General features: G+C 60.5%; 2 protein-coding genes and 1 pseudogene. All 3 read right to left on the bottom strand.

The features are described 5' to 3' along the window. Positions 1-310, bottom strand: a pseudogene (locus NUW23_08135) (PCRF domain-containing protein). Positions 311-374: 64 nt separating this feature from the next. Further along, on the bottom strand, positions 375-2,924 hold the full coding sequence (gene secA / locus NUW23_08130; protein MCR4426138.1) for a preprotein translocase subunit SecA: 2,550 nt from the start codon (positions 2,922-2,924) through the stop codon (positions 375-377). 279 nt (positions 2,925-3,203) lie between these two features. After that, positions 3,204-3,626 (bottom strand): MFS transporter (locus tag NUW23_08125; GenBank protein ID MCR4426137.1); only part of this gene is annotated, 423 nt, incomplete at its 5' end.

Below are 3,626 nucleotides of genomic sequence, written 5' to 3'. Positions count from 1 at the left end.
GCCATTGAGGAGTGCTTTGCGGAACTCAATGGCTGCCTGGTCGTCCTCTTCATCAGCGAGTTCAGCCAGAGCTCGCACATCCTCGAACCTCGACGCAAGGGCGTTGTACCGTTCCACCTGTGCCTGGAGGGACGATATCTTCTGCATGAGCGCCTGGGCGGCATCGCGGTCGTCCCACAGGCCCGGTTGCCCCGCCTGTTCCTCATATTCAGCGAGCTTGGAGAGCTTCCCTGGTATGTCAAAGGTAGGCCCTCATTTCCTCTATCCTGGCTCCAAGCTCAGCGATGGGTTGCGCAAGCTCCGCTCTCATAACGCTATCGGGCTCAAGCCCTTCTCCCCTTTCCCGACCTGCATGACCTGACTTGCGGGACCCCCTACTTGGCCATCCCGCAGCACTTCTTGTACTTCTTCCCGCTGCCGCAAGGGCACGGGTCGTTCCGTCCAACCTTCTGCCCCACCCGACGGACGGGCTGTTTTTGTCCCTCACCGTCGCCCCTGTTGGTGGTCATAGTGTACTTCGGCCTGGCTGGAGCCGCGCCTGTCACCGTCCGTGCCCTCTCTTGCGCCTGTTCACCCTCAGCTCGAATCTGCACCCGCAGCAGGTACTTGACGAAGTCCTCACCGATGCTTCGAAGCAGGTCGCTGAACATCGTGAAGGCTTCTCTCTTGTATTCCACCAGCGGGTCCATGTGGCCGTAGGCACGCAGCCCGATGCCTTCGCGCAGCATGTCCATGCCCTGCAGGTGGTCGACCCACTTTGAGTCTATCAGGTAGAGCATAATGGCCCGTTCGATCTCACGGAGCCTATCAGCACCGACCGCGGTCTCTTTTGCCTCATAGGCATGGACGAACGCATTGCGCACGCGGTCCCTCAGCTCTGTCCACGACTTGGACTCGAAATCACTCACCGGCGGCTTTGTCCGAAGGTTCAGGATGGAGGCAATCTCCTGTGATAGGCCCTCCAGGTCCCACTCCTCCGGGTGAAGCTTCTCGTCGGCATGGGCGCGAACGAGACCGTCTACCACGGTCGAAATCAACTCGAGTGCCTTCTCGCGAAGGTTGCCCCCTCGGAGGATCTCAGCGCGCCGACCGTAGATCGCCTCACGCTGCTTGTTCATTACATCGTCGTATTCCAGAACTTGCTTGCGGATGTCGAAGTTCCTGGCCTCGACCTTCTTCTGGGCCGTTTCAATGGATCTGCTGATCTGCGGGTGCTCGATGGGCTCGTCCTCTTTCCACCCGAGGGTGTTCATGATCCTGGTGATCAGCTCCCCACCGAACAGACGCATGAGATCGTCCTCGAGCGCCACATAAAACCGGGAGGACCCAGGATCCCCTTGCCGGCCGGATCGGCCCCTGAGCTGGTTGTCGATACGCCTGGCCTCGTGGCGCTCGGTGCCGATGACGTGAAGACCTCCGAGCTCTGGCACACCCGGGCCGAGCACTATGTCGGTCCCGCGCCCGGCCATGTTGGTTGCAATAGTGACCGCCCCGCGCTGCCCCGCGAGTTTGATGATCTCTGCCTCTTTTTCGTGGTACTTTGCGTTCAGCACCTGGTGCGGGACTCCGCGCCGGGAGAGCATGTTGCTGAGCATCTCGGATTTCTCGATTGACACAGTGCCCACCAGGACAGGCTGGCCCTTCTCATGGCATGCGCAGATCTCCTCGACCACCGCCCGGAACTTCGCCCCCTGCGTCTTGTACACTACGTCCGGATAATCCACCCGGATCATCGGCTTCGCCGTGGGAATCTCGACGACGGGGAGGTTGTATATCTTGACGAACTCCGTCTCCTCCGTTGCGGCAGTCCCTGTCATCCCCGCAAGTTTCTTGTACATCCTGAAGTAGTTCTGGAATGTGATAGTGGCCAGCGTCTGGTTTTCGTTCTGGACTTTGACGCCCTCTTTGGCCTCTATGGCCTGATGTAAGCCGTCGCTGTACCTACGGCCGAACATAAGCCTGCCAGTGAATTCGTCGACTATTATGACCTGATTGTCTTTGACAATGTAATCCCGGTCCCGCCTCATCAGGGCCTTCGCGCGCAAGGCCGCGTTGATGTGATGAGTCAGTTCGATGTGTTCCTCGTCATAGAGGTTTTCGATTCCGATCCACTTCTCGACACGGGCCACACCGTTCTCTGTCAGCGCGACTGTATGAGCTTTCTCATCAACCGTATAATCCTCTTCCTCCCGCAGGCCAGACGCGATCCCCGCGAACAGGAAGTACTTGTCGGTTGACTCCTCAGCCTGCCCGGAGATAATGAGGGGAGTCCGGGCCTCGTCGATGAGAATCGAGTCAACTTCGTCAACGATGGCATAGTGGTGCCCTCTCTGCACCATCTGCTCGAGGGAGGTGACCATGTTGTCGCGGAGGTAGTCGAAGCCGAACTCGTTGTTGGTCCCATAGGTCACGTCGGCCAAGTAAGCCTCGCGCCTAGCCGGTCCGCTGAGATCGTGCACGATCACACCAACCGAAAGGCCCAAGGCCCGGTATATGGGGCCCATCCACTCCGCGTCGCGCCGGGCAAGGTAGTCGTTGACGGTGACGATGTGGACGCCCTGCCCGCTGAGGGCGTTCAGGTAGGTCGGCAGCGTCGCGACAAGAGTCTTGCCTTCGCCAGTCTTCATCTCCGCGATCTTGCCCCGGTGGAGAACAATCGCCCCCATGATCTGAACATCATATGGATAGAGCCCGATGGTGCGCTTCGCGACTTCCCGGGCGATGGCGAAGGCTTCGGGCAGTATCTGATCGAGGGGCTCCCCGTGTTCCAGCCGCTCGCGGAAGACACCGGTACGTGCGGCCAGCTCGCCGTCGGAGGCGCGCGAGGCCTCGGGCGCGAGCGCGTTGACCGCATCCACCGTGGCTTGCATGTCCTTTATTTCCCTGGAATTCGAATCGAACATCCGTTTGAAGAGACCTAGCACCTTGCAGCACCTCGCTTGGTGATCGCCGACAACTGATTATACCATCCACAAGGTGCTGGCACAAGACGAAAACCCAGGGTCCGTCGGGTTCCGCCCCAGCTAGAGTGGCATTTCCCGCTCTCGTCCCCGGGCTCACTCCACGTGCACCCTACCAGAATAGCGCCTTTGAGGCATCGGCCATCATGGCGGCTGCGACGAACCCGGTGACCATGGCCCCTCAAGAAAGTTGGCCACCGCAGTGTTACCAAGTGCACGGATGGCACATGCATCTTCAGGCTCTCAACGCGCAGTGCACGTGTGGGCCCGTGCGGCAACCAGAATAACGGGAATCGCCAATACCTGGAGAGAGGCTGAGACCGCCGCGACCGCGGGTAGAGAGACATCGTAGAGCGCGCCCAGAGTCGCGCTTCCCGCAAACCATGCGACTCCGTAGGCCGCGTTGAACACCCCGTAGGCAGAGCCTCGGCGGCCAGCCGGCGCCATTTGGGCCACGGCCGCCCTCAGGATGGATTCGTGCGCCCCCATACCGACCCCCCACAAGACGAGCCCGACCAAAGGCAGAGTGCCCCCACCCAGGAAGACAAGGGGCGCGAATACTGAAGATACGGCCGCTGCAAGGACGAGAACCGCGATCCCCATCCGGTCGAACAAGCGCCCAAACACCAATGCGGCCACGGCGTCCACGCCCATGGCCACCGCGTA

Source organism: Bacillota bacterium (assembly GCA_024655925.1).
GTDB lineage: Bacteria > Bacillota > DTU025 > DTU025 > JANLFS01 > JANLFS01.
This window is presented reverse-complemented; position numbering and strand designations above follow the sequence as displayed.